The organism is Pseudonocardia sp. GCM10023141 (assembly GCF_042653605.1).
Map to the genome: position 1 here is coordinate 442,588 of NZ_JBHSIR010000055.1, position 18,495 is coordinate 461,082.

Genomic DNA, 18,495 nt, shown 5'->3' on the forward strand with positions numbered 1-18,495 from the left:
GTCACCCTCCAGATACGTACGTCTAACATTCCGATGTTGACGGTATCTGGATTGCAGTGACACGGCAATGCGCCCCCTTCAGGCGCCCGAGTTCAGGGCCCCGCCGGGTCCCCCTCGGGTTCGACAGGCGGCTTGCTGCTCGTGCGGACGTTGCGCGCGATGTCGCGCCCGAACGTGACGTCGAGCCGCTCGGACACGGCCAGCTCCAGCACGGCGAGCATGGCGTCGCCGGAGATCCGCCGCAGCTGCTCGATCGTCTCGTAGACCCGCGGCCACTGCTCCGACGGGCGACCCTCGGCGTCGAAGGGCTGCCAGACCTCGCCGAGGAACAGGTCGACGTAGATCCTCGCGATCCCGTCGGCATGGCGGCGCAGTTGCTCCACCACGTCGAGCGAGCGGCCGATCGGGATGCCCAGCCCCACGAGGTCGTGCGCCACGTCCATCAGGCGCGGGCTGACCTCCTCGTACTGGCCCTCGTCGACCTCGACGAGCAGGCCCATCTTCTGCGCACGCCGCAGCACCGCGAGGTCGGTGTCGGCGAAGCGCTCGATCAGCTCGGAGACGTGCACGATCTGGCGTTGCTCGGCGGCGAAGAGCTGGCGGATGGTGCGGATGAAGTGCACCACCTGCTCGGTGGATCCACCGGTGGTGTCGAGCAGCTTCTTGATCGTGTCCAGCTTGACGCCCTCCCCCTGCAGCTCCTTGATCAGCTCCAGGCGGGCCTCGTGTCCCGGCCCGTAGAAGCCCGTACGGGCCCTGACCTGCGGCGGCGGGAGCAGGCCGCGGGCCTGGTAGGCGCGGATGTTGCGCACCGTGACACCGCTGACCCCGGCGAGGTCATCGATGGTCCGCCATTGGACATCGCCATCTTCCATCGACATGTGACATAGGTTATCAGGACAACTCGATTGCTATGTGACATCGCCCTGTGGTTTCCTGATGTCATGTTCCGAGTCGCACCCCGCAGGCTGCTCGCCGCGGCCACCGCGCTCACCACGCCCCTGCTTCCCGAGGACTACCTCGGACTGCTCGACCCCCTCTGGTCCACCACCGTGCTGCGCGGTCGCGTCGTCGCCGTCCGGCGCGAGACCGCACGCGCCACCACGCTGACGATCCGCCCCGGCCGCATGTGGGAGGGCCACCGCGCCGGCCAGTACGTGCGGATCGGCGTCGACATCGACGGCGTGCGGCACTGGCGCACGTACTCCCTGACCAGCGCCGAGTCCGCCGATCACCTGACGATCACCGTGCACGCGCTCGCCGAGGGGCTGGTCTCGCGCCACCTCGCGCACGCCACGCCGGTCGGCACGATCCTGCAGCTGGAGGCCGCGACGGGGGTCTTCGTGCTCCCCACCCCGACCCCCGCCGCACTGCTGCTGGTCACCGCCGGCAGCGGTGTCACGCCCGTCATGGGGATCCTGCGCACGCTCGCCGCGCAGGGGGAACTGCGCGACGTCGTGCTGGTGCACAGCGCACCGACCGCGGCCGAGGTGATCTTCGGTGCCGAGCTGCGCCACCTCGCCGACACCCATCCCGGGCTGCGCCTCGTCGTGCGCCACACGGCCACCGAGGGGCGCCTCGATCTCGCCGACCTCGACGCGCTCGTACCCGACCGGCGCGACCGCGAGACCTACGTCTGCGGGCCCGACGCCCTGCTCACCGCGGCCGAGGAGCTGTGGGCCGACCACGGCGACCGCCTGCACCTCGAACGCTTCACCCCGCCCGTGCGCAGCGCAGGCGGCACCGGCGGCACCGTCCGCTACGGCGACACGACCGTCGACGTCGACGCCTCCGCGAGCCTGCTCGAGGCCGGGGAGGACGCCGGCGTGCTCATGCCCAGCGGCTGCCGCATGGGGATCTGCTTCGGCTGCGTGCTGCCGCTGCGCGACGGCCAGGTGCGCGACCTGCGCACGGGTCGGGTCCACGGCGAGCCCGGCGACCTCGTGCAGACCTGCATCTCCGGCGCCAGCGGCACCGCCCACCTCGCCACCACCAGCTGAGGAGCCCCGATGACCACCACCCTGCCCGGTCCCGCACCCATCTTGCCCACGACCCTGCCGGCCGTCCGCACCGTGCCCTCCACCCCCGCACCCGAGGCCGCCGGGCTGACCCCGGCCCAGGTCGAGGAGCTGGGACGGCGCCTCGACGCGATCCGCGACCGTGTGCTCGCCGAGCGCGGCGCGTCCGACGCCGCCTACATCCGCAAGGTCATCACCAGCCAACGTGCGCTGGAGATCGGTGGCCGCGCGCTGCTGTTCGCCGGCGTCCTGCCGCCCGCGTGGCTCGCGGGCACCGCCATGCTCTCGGCGTCGAAGATCCTCGAGAACATGGAGATCGGCCACAACGTCATGCACGGCCAGTGGGACTGGATGCGCGACCCGAAGATCCACTCCTCGACCTGGGAGTGGGACAACCACTCCACCGCCGAGGGCTGGAAGTTCAGCCACAACTACATGCACCACACGTACACCAACGTCGTCGGCAAGGACCGCGACGTTGGGTACGGCATCCTGCGCATCTCCGATGAGCAGCCGTGGCGGCCCTACTACCTGGGCAACCCGCTCTACAACCTGCTGCTGTCGATCTTCTTCCAATGGGGCGTCGCCCTGCACGACGTGGAGGCCGAGAAGCTCGCGTCGGGTGAGAAGTCCTGGAAGCAGGCCTGGCCGCAGATCAAGGCGATCGGCCGCAAGGTGCGCAAGCAGTTCGCCAAGGACTACGTCGTGTTCCCCGCGCTCGCCGGACCGTTGTTCGCCCCGGTGCTGCTGGGCAACCTCACGGCCAACTTCGTGCGCAACGTGTGGTCGCACGCGGTGATCTTCTGCGGGCACTTCCCCGACGGCGCGGTGCAGTTCGAGGAGGAGCAGCTCGAGGGCGAGACCCGCGGCCAGTGGTACCTGCGCCAGATGCTCGGTTCCGCGAACCTCGACGGCGGCGCGTTCTTCCACCTCATGACGGGCAACCTGAGCTTCCAGATCGAGCACCACCTGTTCCCCGACCTGCCCAGCAACCGCTACGCGGAGATCGCCCCGCAGGTGCGCGCGCTGTGCGCCGAGTACGGCCTCGAGTACACCTCCGGACCGCTGCGGAAGCAGTACCTGCAGGTGCTGCGCCGGATCAACCGGTTGGCACTGCCGCCGCGCGCTGCCTGAGCCCGCGGTACCCGTCCGTTCTCCCGGCACGCAGGTGACCCTAGGCTCGTGGGGTGGCGATACTCGTCGCTCTTCTGAGCACCAGCTGTTATGCGCTGGCCGCCGTCCTGCAACAGCAGGAGGCGGCCCGCCAGGACGTGGTGGGCCTGACGCTGCTGCACCGGCTGATCCGCAGGCCCCGGTGGTGGCTCGCGGTCACCGCCACGATCACCGGCGCGCTGCTGCACGTGTTCGCGCTGCGGTTCGGCCCCTTGACGCTCATCCAGCCGCTCGGGGTGTCGGCGCTGGTGCTCGCGCTGCCGCTCGGCGCGGCGATGGCCAAGCGCTCGGTGCTCCGGTCGGAGTGGGGCGCGGCCGTCGCGGTCGTCGTCGGGCTGATCCTCGTGCTCTCGGTGGTGCCGCACCACGTCCGCCCGCCCGAGGTGACGGCGGTTCAGCTGCTCATGGCCGTTGGCGGCGCCGCGCTGCTGGTGCTGCTGCTCGTCGGCCTGAGCGCGGCGCTCGCCGCCCGCAACCCGGACCATCGCGGCGCTCCCGTCGTCCGCGCGGCCAGTGCCGCCATCTGCTTCGGGTTCGCCTCGGCGATGGCCCGGCTGCTGGTGGCGGGCTCCGGTCCGCTGCTGCTGGCAGCAGCGCTGTGCGGAACGGCGGCGGTGGTCGGGTTCGCGCTCGTGCAGACCGCCTACCGCAACGGCGGGCTCGGCGCGCCGCTGGCCACCTGCACGCTGATCGACCCGATCTCGGCGGTGACCGTGGGCGTCGTGCTGCTGGGCGAGACGATCCCGCTCGCACCATGGGACGTGACGGTGGGGCTGGCCGGGCTGGCCGCGACCGCTCTCGGCATCACCGTGCTGGCCCGCACGGCCCACCCGGCCCCGGCGCCCGAGCCCGCCGTCCCGGTGGCCGTTGAGGACACGCTGCCGTAGTTGCGCGCTCAGCGCGCGAACGCGCAGAACTCGTTGCCGTCGGGGTCGGTCAACACCGTCCAGCCGATGGTGTCGTCGGGCTCGCGCTGCACGACGGCCCCGGCGGCCACCAGCTCGGCCGCGTCGGCCACCACGTCCCAGTGCCACCGGTTCTTGACCACGCGCTCGTCGTCGACGCCCACGAACTTCCAGATCAGGTCGCCGAGCCCGGCACCGCCGGTGAGGTAGCGCGGGGCACCGTCCGGGCCGGATGCCGCGGTGGCACCGAGCAGCGGCGCCCACCAGGCGGCCGCCGCGACCGGGTCGGCGCTGTCGGTGCACAGCGCGTAGAGCTGAGCCGGCGCCGCGAGCGGCCCCGGTGCCGGGAAGGCGCAGAACTCGTTGCCCTCCGGGTCGGTGAGCACCCGGAAGGCGTCGTGGTCGTGCTGCAGCGCGGCGCCGAGCTCGAGCAGCGGGGCGATCGAGGAGACCCACAGGTCCGGGTGCACCCGGTTCTTCACGGACTTCCCCTCGGGCACGCCGTTGACCCACATCACCGCGACACCGCCGGGCCCGCGCAGCACCGCGTCGCCGTTCTCCTGCTCCTCCATCGCGAGCCCGAGCGCCGCCGCCCAGAACCGCGCCACCCGGACGGGCTCCGCGGCGTCGATGCAGAGGTCCTTGAACCGGGCGATCATGGGGTCAGACCAACGAGTACTCCGGCTGTCGCTCGTGATGTCCCTGCCTGGGGCCGCCGGCATGCCTAGCGAGGGCCCAGCAGCCCGAACGGGAAGGCTCACGGGCTGTCGAGGAGGACGGCCTCCAGGTCGTCCAGGCCGGCCAGGGCCTCGACGAGCCGCTCGCGCTCGGCTGCGGAGAGGGTGAGCGCACGGGCCCGGGCGAGGACGTCACGGGCGGCGGTGGTGTCCTCGGCACGCAGTGCGAGCTCGCCGCGATAGGCGAGCGCTTCCATCAGGTCGGTGACCGGCGCCGACCCGCCGTGCCTGGTCAGCGCGCTGTCCAGGATCCGGGCGGCCTGGCGGGTGTCGCCCTTGGAGTCGCCCAGCACGACCGCGTTCCGCATGGCCTTCGCCAGGTGGCCGGCCGGCTCGTCGGTGTTGTCGCCTGCGGCGGCCGTGTCGTTGCCCGCCGCGGCGGTGTTGTGGAAGATCCGGATCCAGTTGCCGCCGGGGTCGACGATCGAGAAGCCGGCGACGTCACCGACGTTCTTCCGCTTGCGTGGCCTGGTCATCCGCGGGATGCCGGAGACCAGTACCTTGCCGTGGGCCTTGCGCATGCCGGCCGCGAACGCGTCGAACAGCGCCCCGGTGTCGGACACGAGCACCACGCAACTGCCGTAGGAGTCCTCGGGACGGAAGTCCGGCATGCCGAAGAACTGCAGCTGGAGGTCCTCTCGCTGCAGGCCCACGCACGGGTACGGGCGGAGCTGGTAGTAGGTCCGGTCGAAGCCCAGCATGGTGTAGAACTCGACGATCTCGTCGATCGACCGGCACGGGAGCAGTGGCACGGTGATCTCGTTGGCCATCGTCGTCTCCTTCGACACGGCGGGTTGAGTCGTGCGGCGGGTCACTGTTCGATCGGTGCGGGGAACTCGCCTGCCATCGTGAACGCGCCTTCTTCGAGGCGGCGGATCAGCCGATGGGTCCATGTGGCGCCGTAGTCGGCGGTGGTCAACCACAGCGTCAGGACCTCACCGACCGGACCCCAGGTGTCCAGGTCGGTGCCCGCGGGCACGTGCATGGTGACGCTCGCGCGCCACTCGTCCATCGCTCTCGCACGCTCGCGCAACATCTGCAGAGCCTGATCGCGGGGCAGATCCTCGATCAGGCCGACGGCGGCGCCCAGCACGTCCAAGCTCGGTTGGCGGTCCGACAGCGCCTGGCGCAGCAGGGCGAAGTACTCCTCGTCACCCTTCCCGGACAGCCGGTACTCGATTCGCGGCGGGCCCCCGGCCTCCGAAGGGCCCGTCTCGTGCGCCACCAGCAAGCCCTGCCCGGCCATGCTCTTGAGCGCGTGGTACACCGAGCCCGAGGTGGCGGTGGACCACTCGTGCGCACCCCACGCTTCCAGGTCGGCGCGAACCTGGTAGCCGTGTGCGCGTCCGCGGCGGCGCAATGCGCCGAGCACGAGCAGCCGCACGGGCTTCAACGGATTCCCCTTCGCTGCTGCCGGCCGAGGTCGGCCAGGTTCCTGGGACCGTACGTCAGGCCTCCGCACTAGTCAAATTTGGCTAGTTCGCCCGCGATCGTGGTCCCCTCGTCGAGCTGGGTCAGGGTGTGGCCGAGACGGTCGCGCTTCGCGGTGAGGTAGCGGACGTTGTGCTCGTTGACCTGCGCCAGCAGCGGCACCCGGGAGCTGACGGTGATGCCGTGGCTCTCGAGCGCCCGGATCTTGTCGCCGTTGTTGGACAGCAGCCGGACCGACGCGACCCCGAGGTAGCGCAGCACCCGGGCGGCCGCCCCGAAGTCGCGGACGTCGACCGGGAGGCCCAGCGCGGTGGCGGAGTCGACGGTGTCGAGTCCCTGCTCGTCCTGCAGCACCTGGGTCCGGGTCTTCGCGACGAGGCCGATGCCGCGGCCCTCGTGGCCGCGCAGGTAGACGAGCACGCCGGTGCCCTCGCGCACGATCATGTCCAGCGAGGTGTTGAGCTGGTCGCCGCATTCGCAGCGCATCGCGCCGAAGATGTCGCCGGTCATGCACTCGGAGTGCACGCGGACCAGCACGTCGCGGTGCAGCGCCGGGTCGCCGCGCACCACCGCGAGGTGTTCCTGGTGGTCCTGGGGATCGCGGAACGCCACGGCCCGGAAGGTGCCGCGCCGCGTCACCAGGGTGGACTCCGCGATCTCGACCAGCCCTGTGCCCTGGTCGGATCCCGTTCGCCGGTCGGATCCCGTCCGTTGTTCGATACCGAACACCCGCTCACGCATCTCGTGCCCTTTCGTCGCCCACGCGAACTGTGGGAATGTCCCGTTCATGACCGGCGCCGCCGACAACGACCTGATCAGCTGCCTGCTCCCGATGAGCAGCGCGGCCGAGCAGATCGCCGGGGGCGCCACCGTGGCCGTGCTGCCCATCGGCAGCTTCGAGCAGCACGGCCCCTACCTGCCGCTGGCCACCGACACCGTCATCGCCGCCACGCTGGCCAGGGAGATCGCCGCGGCCTACGCCGTGCAGCGGCTCCCGCCGATCACGATCTCGTGCTCGCACGAGCACGCGGCCTGGCCGGCGACCGTGAGCATCTCGGCCACCACGCTCTACGCGATGGTCCGCGACGTCAGCGACTCGTTGCACCACTCCGGCATCTCCACGCTGGTGCTCGTCAACGGCCACGGCGGCAACTACGTGCTCGGCAACGCGGTGCAGGAGGCCGGGCTCCGCGGGCGCCGGCTCGCGCTGTTCCCCGGTGAGGCCGACTGGGCGGCGGCCCGTGCGGCGGCCGGGCTGGAGTCTGCGGCCGTCACCGACATGCACGCCGGTGAGCTGGAGACCTCGATCCTTCTGCATGCGCATCCCGACCTCGTCAGGCCGGGGTACGCAGCGGGTGACGAGCGGGCCGACGACCGGCGCCACCTGCTGACCCGGGGGCTGGCCGGGTACACCACGTCAGGAGTGGTCGGCCAACCGTCGCTGGCGTCGGCGCGGAAGGGTCGCGACGTGCTGGCGAGCCTGGTCGCGTCGTTCGCGGAGTACGCGCACCTCTGACGGCCCGCGAGCGCAGCAGGAGCACCGCGGCGCCGGGCAGGCAGGCGATCAGGCTCAGCACGCCGTAGACCACGGCCACGGTGAGCCCCTGCGCCGCACCGAGCCCCGCGGCGCCGAACGCGACGGCGGTGATGGCCTCGCGGGGCCCCCAGCCGCCGATGTTGATCGGCAGCGCCATCGCGAGCAGTGCCAGCATGAGCATCGGCAGCAGCACCGGTACGGGGGCCTGGGACCCGGCGACCCGCGCGGACACCACGAACAGCGCCAGGTAGCCGGCCAGCGGGCCCGCCGACAGCAGCACCACCCCGGCCCAGGTGCCGCGGGCGAACAGGCCGACACGCGCATCGGCGATGCCGGCCCGCAGCGCCCGCAGCACCTTGGACGCGCGCCGCTCGCGCGCCAGCCAGATCGCGAGCCCGACCAGAGCGACCACGAGGCACGGCATCGCCACGACGGTGACGGCGATGCCCGGCACCAGCTCGGCGACCACGGCCGGGACCAGCGCGGGCCGGGTGAGCAGCACGCCGACCCCGAGCACGACGATCACCAGCTGGCTCGCCCCGCGCTCCAGCACGACCGCCCGCACGCCCCGTCCGACGTCGCCGGTCTCGCGGCCGTGGCTGACCGCGCGGTGCACGTCGCCGAGCACGCCCGCGGGCAGGACCGAGTTGAGGAACAGGGCCCGGTAGCAGTCGGCGACCGCGGACGGCAACGACAACGTGAGCCCGAGCCGCCGCGCCACGAGGCACCAGCGCCCGGCGTTGAGCACGGTGGTGACCGCGCCGATGGCGAGGGCGAGCAGCGCGGTCGGCAGGTCGATCGCCCGCAGGCCTGCGAGGAACGCGTCGGAGCCCAGCCGGCAGCCGAGCACGGCGAGCACCACGACACCGACCAGCACCTTCGCCCACGCCAGCCCGGTGGCCCGGGACCGGAGCCCAGCCCTACGCATGACAGGGCGGCTCATGACGGCGCTGCACATGACGGCTTCCCACCCGGCAGGGCCAGCACATCGACGTGACCGACCACCACCTGCAGGTCCCCGGCCCGGCAGGCCGCGATGCGCCGCTGCAGGTACGCCACGACGACCTCGTCCAGCTCGGGACGCTGCGCGCAGGCAGCGGACACCCAGCCGCACAGCCACTCCTCGGCCAGCTCGGCCTGCTGCGGTCCGAGCCGCCACGGCGTCGGTCGCACGTGCACGGCGTAGCCGCGGCGGGTGAACGCGGCCGCTGCGGCGGCCGCCGCGGCCGGTCCGAGCAGGCCGTCGCGGCGCTGGTGGGCGTCGAACGCGGCGGCCAGCTCGGCGTCGAGCGGCTCCGCGGGCGCCAGCGTGACCTCGCCGACCACCGACAACGCCAGCAGGACCGGGCAGCAGGCTGTGACGCAGCCGTCGACCAGACGTTCCAGCTCGGCCGCGGTGAGCATGTCCAACAGTGCGGACGCCGCAACGAGCGACGTCCCGGCGAGAGCGGACCCGTCGAGGTCACCGAGCTCGCCGCAGGCTGTCGCCACCGTGACCGCGCTGCCGTCCGCGGCCACGGCCGGCAGCCCGATGGCGGCGCGGCGCAGCAGGGCGGGGTCGCGGTCGTGCAGGACCCAGTGCTGCGGCCCGGGCAGGCGCGGCGCCAGCCAGCGTCCCATGGACCCGGTGCCGCAGCCGAGATCGCGCACCACGATCGGGCCGGCTTCCCCGAGGTGATCGTGGCGGCGAAGACCGAGCCCGATCCGGGCACCCGCGAGCGCGGCCAGCTCGGCGGAGCGGGCCGCGGCGTCGGCGGGTTCCCGCAGCGTCAGCCACTCCGGCGGGCAGACCGGTGACCCGGTCTCGGTCAGCACGACACGGGCCGCCGCTGCTGCAGCACCTGGGCGAGCACGCCGGCCGTCACCTCCCACCCCGGGAAGCTGCCGCGGCGCGACCGGGCGCCGCGGCGCAGGTCGTCGCGCAGCGCGGCGTCGAGGAGCCAGCGCCGCAACGCGGCGGCCAGCGCGGGGACGTCGGCGGGGGGCACGAGCAGCGCAGCGTCCTGGGACCCGCAGGCGTGGGACCCCACGGTCTCGGGCACCCCACCCACCGCGGCGGCCAGCACCGGGATCCCGCGGGCGAGCGCCTCGGTCACGACCATGCCGAACGACTCGACCCGCGAGGGCAGCACCAGCAGGTCGGCACCGGCGAACGTGTCGGCGATGCGCTCCCGGCTCTGCGGTCCGGTGATCCACAGCCGGTGCGCCAGCCCGTGCTGCGCGATCCGGCGCCGCAGGCCCGCCACGAATACAGGGGCGCGGCGCAGCGGACCGACGAGGTCGCACGTCCACTCCAGGTCGGCGACGGCCGCCAGCGCCTCGACCAGCACGTCCTGGCCCTTGGTGGCCGACAGTGAGCCGATGCAGACCAGGTGCCGGCCGCGCGCGCTGCCGGTGGCGAGCGGGGCCGGGTCGGTGCCGGGCGTCGCCACCTGCACCCGGTCGGCAGCCAGGCCGTGGCGGTGCACGAGCCGCCGCGCCGTCCACGGGCTGGTGGCGACCACCGTGTCCACCGCGAGGAGGGTCGCGCGCTCGGCGGCGGCCAGCTCCGGGTCCTCCTCACCGAGCGGCAGGTGCACGAGCACGACGACCCGCAGCCGGTGCGCCTCCGGGGCGATGATCTCGGGGACGCCGCAGGCCACGAGCCCGTCGATCAGCACGACGCCGCCCGACGGCACCCGCGCGAGCGTCGCGGCGAGCCGCACCCGGGCGGCGGAGCCGGGCCGCGGCCACTCCCCCGCCAGCGGGTGCTCGCGGACGTCGAGACCCCGTGCCGCGAGCCCGGAACAGACCCGCCGGTCGTAGGTGTTGCCGCCGCTGGGCAGCGTCGGGTCGTCGACGTCGCCGGTGAGGACGACGTGCACCACCCCGCTCACAGCCCACGCTCGTAGCTCGCCCACGCCACGTGCGACTCGTGCAGTGCCACGGTGATGCCGGCGAGCCCGCGCGCACCCTCGCCGAGCGCGCCGGCGTGCACCTTCGCGGCGAGCCGGTCGGCGATCACCTTCGCCAGGAACTCCGTGGAGGTGTTGGTGCCGGCGAACTCGGGCAGGTCGTCGAGGTTGCGGTAGTTCAGGTCCGCGAGCGCCGCACCCAGCTCCTGGGTGGCCAGCCCGATGTCGACCACGATGTTGTCGGCGTCGAGCTCGGCGCGCCGGAACGTCGCGTCCACCACGAAGGTGGCGCCGTGCAGCTGCTGGGCAGGCCCGAAGACCGCGCCACGAAAGCTGTGCGCGACCATGACGTGATCCCGGACGGTGATGCTGAACACGACGTGCCCCTCCCGTGACGGGGACCGTCGCTGTGAACTAAGTCCCTCCGTAGGTCAGACGGACGCAGAGCGCGGAAGGTTCACCGGACGCGAGACGCGTGAGCACCGCGGGCAGCTCCTCGAACGGCGCCTCGGCCGTCACCAGCGCATCGAACCGGTCCTGCGCGAGCAGCCGCAGCGCCAGTTCCATGCGGTCGGCGTAGCTGCGCCGCGCCCGCCGGGCCGGGGCGACCGCGCCGACCTGGCTGCTGCGGATCGTGAGCCGCCGCGAGTGGAAGTTCTCCCCCAGCGCCACGGTGATGCGCCGGTCGCCGTACCAGCTCAGCTCGACGACCTCACCCTCGTTGCCGAGCAGCTCCAGCGAGCGCGCCAGCCCGGCCTCGGTGGCACTCGCGTGGATCACCAGGTCGCAGTCGCCCGTCGCGTCCGACGGGGCGGCGTGGGAGACGCCCAGCGCCGCGGCCACCGCGGCCCGCGACGGCTCGGGGTCCACCAGCTGCACCCGGGCCCCGGGCAGGCCGGCGAGCACGGCGGCGACACCGGATCCGATCATCCCGCCACCGACCACCGCGATCCGGTCGCCCACCAGCGGCGCCGCGTCCCACAGCGCGTTGACCGCGGTCTCCACGGTGCCCGCGAGCACGGCCCGACCGGGCGGCACGTCGTCGGGCACGACCGTGACGGCCGCGGCGGGCACCACGTAGCGCGTCTGGTGCGGGTAGAGGCAGAACACCGTGCGCCCGAGCAGCGCGGGCGGCCCGTGCTCCACCTCGCCGACGTTGAGGTAGCCGTACTTCACCGGCGCCGGGAAGTCGCCGTCCTGGAACGGCGCCCGCATCGCCGCGTGCTGGTTGGGCGGCACGCCGCCCCGGAACACCAGCGTCTCGGTGCCGCGGCTCACCCCCGAGAACAGGGTGCGCACCACCACGTCGTCCGGGCCCGGATCCGGCAGCGCGACGTCGCGGATCTCGCCCTCCCCGGGGGCGCGCAACCAGAACGCGCGGGCGGTGTCGTGCGTCATGTCGCCTCCGCTCTCGCCATCTCCGGTGAACCGGGTGCGCCCCGGAGCCGTCTGCACAGTAGGCGAAGGAGACAACCACCATGATCACGCTCGATCGACGGACCGGACCGGCAGCGGCGCTCGACCTCGGCATCGGGGCCTGCGCGCAGGTCGCGCTGCTGGGTGCCCTCGGGGCCGGCACCGGGGTCGGCACCGTGGGCCTGCTCGCCGGGCTCGGCTACCTGGTCGGGCTGGTGATGGTGCTGGTCGGGGCCCTGCACCGGGCCCGAACCCGGGCACTCGGCCCGGCCGACCGGGTGACGCTGGCCCGCGCGGTGCTCGTCGGGGCCGTCACCGCACTCGTCGCCGGCTACGCGCCCGCGCACGCCCCGCTGCTGGTCGTCATCGCGGCGGTCGCGCTCGCGCTCGACGGCGTGGACGGGCAGGTGGCGCGGCGCACCGGCACCGTGTCCGACCTCGGTGCGCGCTTCGACATGGAGGTCGACGCCGTCCTCATCCTGGTGCTGAGCGCGCACGTCGCCGGACAGCTCGGGCCGTGGGTGCTGGCGATCGGCCTGATGCGCTACGCGTTCGTGCTGGCCGGGCGCGCGCTGCCGTGGCTGCGGGGCTCGCTGCCGCCGAGCTACGCCGCCAAGACGGTGGCGGCCGTGCAGGGGATCGTGCTCATCGTGGCCTCGGCACAGGTGCTGCCGCACGCGGTGGCCGTGGCGCTCGTCGCGCTCGCGCTGGCGGCGCTGTGCTGGTCGTTCGGCCGCAGTGTGATCCTGCTGGGGGCCCGGCGCGGGGCGACGCGGACGCCCCAGCACGCCGCGCCATGATCGGTCGGCGGCGCGGCGGCTGCTAGCGTCCGCCGCCGTGGGTACCGGACCGGTGGCGGGCAAGCGGGTGACGATCCGCGACGTCGCCCGCTCGGCCGGGGTCTCCTACCAGACCGTCTCACGGGCGTTGAACGACAAGCCCGAGATCGACGCCACCACCAAGCAGCGCGTCCTGGACGCGGCGCGCGAGCTGGGCTTCCGGCCGAGCCGCTTCGCCCGTGGGCTGGTCCGCCAGGACACCACCTCGATCGGGCTGGTGATCCCGGACCTGCTCAACCCGTTCTTCACCGAGGTCGCCTCCGCCGCGCTGGAGGCGGCGCGCCGGCGCGGCTGGCACGTCGTGGTCTACGACACCGCTGATGACCCCGAGCAGGAGCTGAGCACGCTCCGCGTGATCGGGTCCCAGGTCGACGCCATCGTCGGCTACCTGAGCGGGCCCGCCGACACCATCGACACGCACACGAGCGGCATCCCGGTGGTCCACATCGGGCGCACGCGGCCCGGTTCCGGCCACGGCGCCATCGTCGTGGACGGGGAGCAGGCCGTGCACGCGGCGATCGACCACCTCGTCGGCACCGGCCGCGGCATGATCGGGATGCTGGACCACGACCGTCCCGGCGAGCCGAGCGTGCGGCAGGGCTGGTTCCACGACGCGCTGCGCGCCCACGGCCGCACCGGCCCGGTGGTGGGTGCGGCGCAGTCCGTCGACGGCGGGCAGCGGGGGCTGGCCGCGCTGCTCGCGGTGCAGCCGCGCCTCGACGGGCTCTTCACCTACAACGACGTGATCGGCATCGGCGCGCTGCGGGAGGCCCGGCGCCGTGGCCTCGACGTGCCCGGCGAGCTCGCGGTGATCGGGTTCGACGGCCTGGAGATCGGCACGATCGTGGAGCCGCCGCTGTCGAGCGTCCGCATCGACACCCGGCGGCTCGGCACCATGGCCGTGGAGCAGGTGGCCGCGATGCTCGCGGGCGAGCCGGCCGCCACCACCGTCATCGTGGGTGAGCTGCTGCTGCGCGGATCTTCCTGACCCGCTCCGGCACAGCGCTCCGCGGCCTTTGTCTTGACAACACCACCGTTCGGTTGTTCACTCGCCGTGAACGGTCACGTGACCGTTCACGGCCGGGGACCGGTCGGGGTGCACGGCATCGGGGCCGGGGGCGGTATGGCGGGATTGACGCGACGGCGGTTCCTCGCCGGAGCAGGCGCGACGGGGTTGGGACTGGCGCTGGCCGGGTGCACCGGCCCGACGACGTCGAGTCCGGGAGAGCTGACGGACTGGTACTGGACGGGCGGGCTGTCCCCCGCCGTGCTGGCGGAGGCGAGGACGCGGTTCGCCGGGTCCCGGTTCCACCCCTCCGATGTTGGCCACGACCTCAAGCACAAGCTGTCGGCCACGATGGCGGGCGGCGCCTACCTGCCCGACATGACGATGCTCAACGACGACATCGCCGGCTACTTCGACAACGCCGACCAGTTCGTCGAACGACGTCGCCCGCGCGGTGTCGACGTGGGAGGACTACTTCGCGTTCGGCGTCGAGCTGCAGAAGGCGATCCCGAACGGCTACCTGATCACCGATGCGAAGACGGTGTTCACGTACTCGATGGCCCAGGAGCCGCGCAAGTACCTCGACCGGCAGGGTCACTTCATCGGCGACGATGAGCAGGTGCAGCGGGCCTGGGACCGCGCGCTCACCGCGGTCCGCATGAAGCTCACCGCGGGCTACTTCGACAACGGGCAGAGCTCCGGTTCGGTCGACCGGCACGCGGCCTGGAACAACGGCACGGAGCTGAGCCTCGTCAACGCGTCGTGGATCACCGCGGAGCTCAAGGAGGCCGCGCCCGGCACGGCCGGCACGTGGCGGATCTGCCGCAACCCCGGCGGGCCCGGCAACCAGGGCGGCTCGTTCGTCGCGATCACACGCTACTGCCCGCAGCCCCAGGCCGCCTTCGACATCATCAGCTGGCTGCTCTCGCCCGCCAACCAGGCCCGCAACTACGTCGACGCCGGCCTGTTCCCGGTTCAAGGGCCTGTACCGGATCGCCTACTTCCTGCCGAACGTGACGTCGATCGTCGCCATGGCGATCGTGTTCAGCTCGGTGTTCTCCACCCAGCACCGACGAGTTCAGCCCCACCGCGACCAGCAGCGCCAGCACCGTCATCGGTACCGTCGACATGACCCAGATGATCAGGGTGTTGGCGATCGAGTTCCAGAACTCGCCGTCGGTGAGCAGCAGCCGGAAGTTCTCGAGCCCGACCCAGTGCGCAGGACCGGCGCCGTCCCAGCGCTGCAGCGCTGAAGTACGCGGGCTGGGAGATCTTCGTCATCGTCCTGATCTTCGCGATCGTCAACTGGCGCCTCGGCGGGCTGCTGCTCGCCGTCGGCGCCGTCATCACGGTCTTCTGGATGCGCCAGTACTGCGCGGGCGCGCTGCCCGACGAGCTGCTCGAAGCGGCGAGGATGGACGGGTGCGGCTTCTTCCGCACCTACTGGTCCATCGCGCTGCCGGTGCTGCGGCCCGCGCTCGCGTTCCTGGGGATCTTCACGTTCGTCACCGCCTGGAACGACTACCTCTGGCCGCTGATCATCATGGTGGACGCCGACAACGTGCCGCTTCAGGTGTCGTTGACGCAGCTCAACGGCCTCTACGGCACCGACTACAGCCTCGTCATGGCGGGCACCCTGATGGCCGTCATCCCGCTGCTCGTCGTGTTCCTGATCGGCGCCCGGCACTTCATCCGCAACATCGCCGCAGGCGCGGTCAAGGGTTAGGGAGATCCCACGCATGTCCTACGTCGACGACGTCAACCCCGGTGCGGGGGCACTGCCCGCACGGGCCTGGTTCCGCTCGGACGCCCCCCGCATCGACCTCAACGGCGACTGGCGGTTCCGGCTGTCCCCCGGCCTCGCCGCCGCGCCGGACGGCGTCGAGCGCGACGACTTCGACGACTCGGCGTGGGACCTGCTGCCCGTGCCGTCGAACTGGCAGCTGCACGGGCACGGGCGGCCCGCCTACACCAACGTCGTCTACCCGTTCCCGGTCGAGCCGCCGCACGTGCCGTCGGAGAACCCGACCGGGGATCACCGGCGCGCGTTCGACGTGCCGCAGTCCTGGGCAGGCGAGCGTGCGGTGTTGCGGTTCGACGGCGTCGACTCCTGCGGCCGGGTCTGGCTCAACGGCGTCGAGCTGGGCGTCACCCGCGGCAGCAGGCTGGCGACCGAGTTCGACGTGACCGGGGTGCTGCGCACCGGCCCCAACCTGCTGGTGGTGCGCGTGCACCAGTGGTCGTCGGGGAGCTACCTCGAGGACCAGGACATGTGGTGGCTCTCGGGGATCTTCCGCGACGTGACGCTGCTGGCCCGCCCGGCGGGTGGCATCGACGACTTCTGGCTGCGCGCCGACTACGACCACACCACGGGTCACGGGCGGATCGGCATCGAGACCGACGCACCCGGCGTCCGGCTCTCGGTACCCGAGCTCGCGATCCTCGACGCCGCGCCCGGCGCGATCGACGCCGGTCCCGTGCAGCCCTGGACGGCCGAGACCCCACGCCTGTACGACGGTGTGCTCGCCACCGACACCGAGCGCGTACCCGTCCGGATCGGCTTCCGCACGGTCGCGATCGCCGACGGCCTGCTCACCGTGAACGGCTCGCCGATCCTGTTCAAGGGCGTCAACCGCCACGAGCACCACCCCGACCTGGGCCGGGCCGTTCCGCACGAGACCGCGCGCGCCGACGTCCTGCTCATGAAGCAGCACAACATCAACGCCGTGCGCACCAGCCACTACCCGCCCCACCCGGCGTTCCTCGAGCTGTGCGACGAGCTCGGGCTCTGGGTGATCGACGAGTGCGACCTGGAGACCCATGGCTTCAACGTCCTCGACTGGGCCCGCAACCCGAGCGACGACCCGCAGTGGCTGCCCGCCTACCTCGACCGCATCACCCGCACCGTCGAACGTGACAAGAACCGGCCCAGCGTCATCCTCTGGTCGCTGGGCAACGAGTCGCACACCGGCGCGAACCTCGCCGCGATGTCGGCGTGGGTGCGCGAGCGCGACCCGGGCCGGCCGGTGCACTACGAGGGCGACCGCGCGTGCGACTACGTCGATGTCCACAGCCGGATGTACGCGAGCCACGCCGAGGTCGCCGAGATCGGCCGCGAGCAGGCCGGCATCCCGTTCCTGCAGTGCGAGTACGCCCACGCCATGGGCAACGGTCCGGGCGGGCTGCTGGAGTACCGGGAGCTCTACGAGCGCTACCCGCACTGCCAGGGCGGGTTCGTCTGGGAGTGGCTCGACCACGGCATCCGCCGGCACGACACGCAGGGGCGGGAGTTCTTCGCCTACGGCGGCGACTTCGGCGAGACGATCCACGACGGCAACTTCGTCATCGACGGGCTGCTGTTCCCCGACCGCACCCCGTCGCCGGGTCTCGTCGAGTTCGCGAAGATCAGCGAGCCGGTCCGGATCACGCCGTCGAGCGGCGGCCTCACCGTGGCCAACCACCACGACTTCGCGACGCTCGAGCACCTGACGTTCCCGTGGACGCTGGAGCGCGACGGCGTCGAGGTCGCCGCCGGGACGCTCGCGGTGCCGCCGGTCGCGGCCGGGCGGTCCGTCGAGCTCGCGCTCCCGCCGCTGCCCGCGACGTCGGGTGAGGCGTGGCTGACGGTGCGCGCGGAGCTGGCGACGGACACGGCATGGGCACCGGCGGGCCACGTCGTGGGGTGGGGCCAGCTCGCCGTGTCGGCGGCGCCGCCGCCCGTTGCACCGCGTGGCGGGGCACCCACGTCGGGCACGTTCGACCCCGTCGACGGGACGCTGCGCGCGCTGGCCGGCATCGCCGTGACCGGGCCCCGGCTGGACCTGTGGCGAGCACCCACCGACAACGACCGGCCCGTCGACGAGGCCACCTGGCGCGCGCTCGGGCTGCAGCGGCTGCAGCACCGCGTCCTCGACGTGGAGCACAGGCCGGACGCGCTCGTGGTGCGGACGCGGGTGGCCCCGCCTGCGTTCGCGTTCGGGATGCACGTGACCTACCGCTGGACCGGCGATTCTGACGCACTGCACCTGCACGTCGACGTCGAGCCCGACGGGGTCTGGACGTGCCCGCTGCCGCGGTTGGGCCTGCGGATGGCGCTGCCCGGCACGCTCGACCGTGTCACGTGGTTCGGCCTCGGCCCGGGCGAGGCCTACGCCGACAGCCGCCAGGCCGCCCGGGTCGGGCGGTTCACGGCAACGGTCGACGAGCTGCAGACCCCCTACGTCCTGCCGCAGGAGAACGGCAACCGCGCGGCCGTCCGGTGGGCGACGCTGACCGGCGCCGACGGGGCCGGGATCCGCGTGGAGGGGGCGTTCGACCTCACGGCCCGGCGCTTGACCAGCGAGGACCTCGACGCCGCCCGCCACACCGTCGACCTGGTGCCCGGCGAGCTCATCCACCTCAACCTGGATCTCGCCCAGCAGGGACTCGGGACCGCGTCCTGCGGGCCGGGGGTGCTCCCCCAGCACCGGCTCGGGGCGTCGGCGGCCTCGTTCGATCTCACGTTCCGGCCGGTCCCGGCCGTTTCCTGAGGGAGGAGCC

The 18,495-nt window shown here is 72.7% G+C and carries 18 protein-coding genes and 1 pseudogene; 9 read left to right on the forward strand and 10 right to left on the reverse strand.

Features of this window, described 5'->3' with window-relative positions; all coding sequences use genetic code 11:
- Positions 1–92 precede the first annotated feature (92 nt).
- Entirely contained in the window at positions 93–881 is a 789-nt protein-coding gene (locus tag ACFPFQ_RS31125) for a MerR family transcriptional regulator (protein WP_379625213.1), read from the reverse strand.
- A 63-nt stretch (positions 882–944) separates the two neighbouring features.
- Here ACFPFQ_RS31125 and ACFPFQ_RS31130 point away from each other — a divergent pair, with 63 nt between their 5' ends.
- The 3 genes from ACFPFQ_RS31130 to ACFPFQ_RS31140 are packed head-to-tail and all read left to right on the forward strand — an operon-like array spanning position 945 to position 4,078.
- Positions 945–2,000, forward strand: coding sequence for a ferredoxin reductase (locus ACFPFQ_RS31130; RefSeq protein ID WP_379625215.1), 1,056 nt, complete (start codon positions 945–947; stop codon positions 1,998–2,000).
- A gap of 9 nt (positions 2,001–2,009) precedes the next feature.
- Complete coding sequence (locus ACFPFQ_RS31135; RefSeq protein ID WP_379625216.1) at positions 2,010–3,152, forward strand: fatty acid desaturase family protein; 1,143 nt, start codon at positions 2,010–2,012, stop codon at positions 3,150–3,152.
- A gap of 53 nt (positions 3,153–3,205) precedes the next feature.
- The gene (locus tag ACFPFQ_RS31140; protein WP_379625218.1) at positions 3,206–4,078 is read left to right on the forward strand and encodes a DMT family transporter; all 873 of its coding nucleotides are present in this window, start codon (positions 3,206–3,208) and stop codon (positions 4,076–4,078) included.
- Between the two features lie 8 nt (positions 4,079–4,086).
- On the opposite strand, the gene ACFPFQ_RS31145 is transcribed toward ACFPFQ_RS31140, so the two are convergent.
- From ACFPFQ_RS31145 to ribA, 4 genes are all read right to left on the reverse strand, one after another.
- Positions 4,087–4,755, reverse strand: coding sequence for a VOC family protein (locus ACFPFQ_RS31145; protein WP_379625220.1), 669 nt, complete (start codon positions 4,753–4,755; stop codon positions 4,087–4,089).
- Positions 4,756–4,853: 98 nt separating this feature from the next.
- Positions 4,854–5,603: a hypothetical protein gene (locus ACFPFQ_RS31150; RefSeq protein WP_379625222.1), complete on the reverse strand. Its 750-nt coding sequence runs from the start codon at positions 5,601–5,603 to the stop codon at positions 4,854–4,856.
- Positions 5,604–5,644: 41 nt separating this feature from the next.
- Positions 5,645–6,217: a PadR family transcriptional regulator gene (locus ACFPFQ_RS31155; RefSeq protein ID WP_379625500.1), complete on the reverse strand. Its 573-nt coding sequence runs from the start codon at positions 6,215–6,217 to the stop codon at positions 5,645–5,647.
- A gap of 77 nt (positions 6,218–6,294) precedes the next feature.
- Positions 6,295–7,005 carry a GTP cyclohydrolase II gene (ribA, locus tag ACFPFQ_RS31160; RefSeq protein ID WP_379625224.1) on the reverse strand — a complete coding sequence of 237 codons (711 nt, stop codon included), beginning with the start codon at positions 7,003–7,005 and terminating at the stop codon, positions 6,295–6,297.
- Between the two features lie 91 nt (positions 7,006–7,096).
- Here ribA and ACFPFQ_RS31165 point away from each other — a divergent pair, with 91 nt between their 5' ends.
- Positions 7,097–7,780, forward strand: coding sequence for a creatininase family protein (locus ACFPFQ_RS31165; RefSeq protein ID WP_379625502.1), 684 nt, complete (start codon positions 7,097–7,099; stop codon positions 7,778–7,780).
- A gap of 100 nt (positions 7,781–7,880) precedes the next feature.
- On the opposite strand, the pseudogene ACFPFQ_RS31170 reads toward ACFPFQ_RS31165, so the two are convergent.
- The 5 genes and pseudogenes from ACFPFQ_RS31170 to ACFPFQ_RS31190 form a co-directional block, all read right to left on the reverse strand.
- Positions 7,881–8,759, reverse strand: a pseudogene (locus tag ACFPFQ_RS31170) (lysylphosphatidylglycerol synthase transmembrane domain-containing protein); the annotation flags it as partial.
- Positions 8,741–9,616 (reverse strand): SAM-dependent methyltransferase, encoded by an 876-nt coding sequence (locus ACFPFQ_RS31175; RefSeq protein ID WP_379625226.1) that lies wholly within the window; start codon positions 9,614–9,616, stop codon positions 8,741–8,743. The gene ACFPFQ_RS31175 and the pseudogene ACFPFQ_RS31170, both read right to left, overlap by 19 nt.
- Positions 9,610–10,677 carry a glycosyltransferase family 4 protein gene (locus ACFPFQ_RS31180; RefSeq protein ID WP_379625228.1) on the reverse strand — a complete coding sequence of 356 codons (1,068 nt, stop codon included), beginning with the start codon at positions 10,675–10,677 and terminating at the stop codon, positions 9,610–9,612. Before ACFPFQ_RS31180 ends, ACFPFQ_RS31175 begins: the two co-directional genes overlap by 7 nt.
- Positions 10,674–11,072 carry a 6-pyruvoyl trahydropterin synthase family protein gene (locus ACFPFQ_RS31185; protein ID WP_379625230.1) on the reverse strand — a complete coding sequence of 133 codons (399 nt, stop codon included), beginning with the start codon at positions 11,070–11,072 and terminating at the stop codon, positions 10,674–10,676. Before ACFPFQ_RS31185 ends, ACFPFQ_RS31180 begins: the two co-directional genes overlap by 4 nt.
- 37 nt (positions 11,073–11,109) lie before the next feature.
- Entirely contained in the window at positions 11,110–12,093 is a 984-nt protein-coding gene (locus ACFPFQ_RS31190; RefSeq protein ID WP_379625232.1) for a zinc-dependent alcohol dehydrogenase, read from the reverse strand.
- Between the two features lie 80 nt (positions 12,094–12,173).
- Between ACFPFQ_RS31190 and ACFPFQ_RS31195 the strand changes: the two genes are divergently transcribed.
- The 5 genes from ACFPFQ_RS31195 to ACFPFQ_RS31215 all read left to right on the forward strand — a co-directional run bounded on the left by ACFPFQ_RS31195 (position 12,174) and on the right by ACFPFQ_RS31215 (position 18,485).
- A complete protein-coding gene (locus ACFPFQ_RS31195) occupies positions 12,174–12,911 on the forward strand; it encodes a CDP-alcohol phosphatidyltransferase family protein (RefSeq protein ID WP_379625234.1) in 738 nt (245 codons plus the stop codon).
- A 37-nt stretch (positions 12,912–12,948) separates the two neighbouring features.
- The gene (locus ACFPFQ_RS31200; protein WP_379625236.1) at positions 12,949–13,938 is read left to right on the forward strand and encodes a LacI family DNA-binding transcriptional regulator; all 990 of its coding nucleotides are present in this window, start codon (positions 12,949–12,951) and stop codon (positions 13,936–13,938) included.
- Positions 13,939–14,410: 472 nt separating this feature from the next.
- Complete coding sequence (locus ACFPFQ_RS31205) at positions 14,411–15,088, forward strand: extracellular solute-binding protein (RefSeq protein WP_379625238.1); 678 nt, start codon at positions 14,411–14,413, stop codon at positions 15,086–15,088.
- Positions 15,089–15,244: 156 nt separating this feature from the next.
- Entirely contained in the window at positions 15,245–15,682 is a 438-nt protein-coding gene (locus ACFPFQ_RS31210) for a carbohydrate ABC transporter permease (RefSeq protein ID WP_379625504.1), read from the forward strand.
- 13 nt (positions 15,683–15,695) lie between these two features.
- Positions 15,696–18,485: a glycoside hydrolase family 2 TIM barrel-domain containing protein gene (locus ACFPFQ_RS31215; RefSeq protein ID WP_379625240.1), complete on the forward strand. Its 2,790-nt coding sequence runs from the start codon at positions 15,696–15,698 to the stop codon at positions 18,483–18,485.
- The last annotated feature ends 10 nt before the right edge of the window (positions 18,486–18,495 follow it).

Bases quoted from the DNA above. Each gene is read 5' to 3' on its own strand.
- ACFPFQ_RS31145 (WP_379625220.1), bottom strand. From the start codon at position 4,755: ATGATCGCCCGGTTCAAGGACCTCTGCATCGACGCCGCGGAGCCCGTC.
- ACFPFQ_RS31215 (WP_379625240.1), top strand. From the start codon at position 15,696: ATGTCCTACGTCGACGACGTCAACCCCGGTGCGGGGGCACTGCCCGCA.
- ACFPFQ_RS31195 (WP_379625234.1), top strand. From the start codon at position 12,174: ATGATCACGCTCGATCGACGGACCGGACCGGCAGCGGCGCTCGACCTC.
- ACFPFQ_RS31190 (WP_379625232.1), bottom strand. From the start codon at position 12,093: ATGACGCACGACACCGCCCGCGCGTTCTGGTTGCGCGCCCCCGGGGAG.
- ACFPFQ_RS31165 (WP_379625502.1), top strand. From the start codon at position 7,097: ATGAGCAGCGCGGCCGAGCAGATCGCCGGGGGCGCCACCGTGGCCGTG.
- ribA (WP_379625224.1), bottom strand. From the start codon at position 7,005: ATGCGTGAGCGGGTGTTCGGTATCGAACAACGGACGGGATCCGACCGG.
- ACFPFQ_RS31135 (WP_379625216.1), top strand. From the start codon at position 2,010: ATGACCACCACCCTGCCCGGTCCCGCACCCATCTTGCCCACGACCCTG.
- ACFPFQ_RS31150 (WP_379625222.1), bottom strand. From the start codon at position 5,603: ATGGCCAACGAGATCACCGTGCCACTGCTCCCGTGCCGGTCGATCGAC.
- ACFPFQ_RS31130 (WP_379625215.1), top strand. From the start codon at position 945: ATGTTCCGAGTCGCACCCCGCAGGCTGCTCGCCGCGGCCACCGCGCTC.
- ACFPFQ_RS31125 (WP_379625213.1), bottom strand. From the start codon at position 881: ATGTCGATGGAAGATGGCGATGTCCAATGGCGGACCATCGATGACCTC.